1 pseudogene is annotated in these 557 nt (G+C 61.0%); it reads left to right on the top strand.

Going from position 1 to position 557, the window contains the following annotated elements:
* Positions 1-518 (top strand): annotated as a pseudogene (locus CSC66_RS17315) (hypothetical protein); the annotation flags it as partial.
* Positions 519-557 lie beyond the last annotated feature (39 nt).

The following is a 557-nucleotide window of genomic DNA, read 5'->3' as shown; positions in this document are numbered from 1 at the left end:
CCCGATTCTCGACTCCCGATTCCCGTTCTTACCGCTGGCTCGACGAGAACGACCTGCCCCAGAGCATCGGCCGGCTCTCCGCGTTCATGGGCAACGCCGGCGTGCTGATGCGCGCCTATGTCTACGCCCGGCTACTGGGCCGAGAGGGCATGCATCGCGTGGCCGAGTTCGCCGCGCTCAATGCGAACTACCTGTCGGCACGCCTGAAGGCCGTGGGCTTCGATCTGGCCTACCCGACGCGGCGCGCGAGCCACGAGTTCATCATCACGCTCAAGAAGCAGAAGCAGGAGCTGGACCTGACGGCCACCGATGTCGCCAAGCGCCTGCTGGATCATGGCTACCACGCGCCGACGGTGTACTTCCCGCTGCTGGTGCCCGAGTGCCTGCTGATCGAAAAAAAAAAACATGGTAATTATGATGACGACACTGGTCAGCGCAGACAGCGGCGACTCCTGTTAGGTGTCGCCACTGAGGTTGCACATCCGGTGTGTGGCTCTGCGCGTGATCAGTATTGTTAGTATAGTGGTGGTAGAACTTACGGTGCTGTGCAGAGTTCG

It is taken from the genome of Pseudoxanthomonas kaohsiungensis (genome assembly GCF_010211765.1).
In the GTDB taxonomy this organism is placed as follows: domain Bacteria; phylum Pseudomonadota; class Gammaproteobacteria; order Xanthomonadales; family Xanthomonadaceae; genus Pseudoxanthomonas; species Pseudoxanthomonas kaohsiungensis.
Note: the sequence above shows the minus strand (reverse complement) of the source record. Positions and strands in the feature narration are given on the sequence as shown.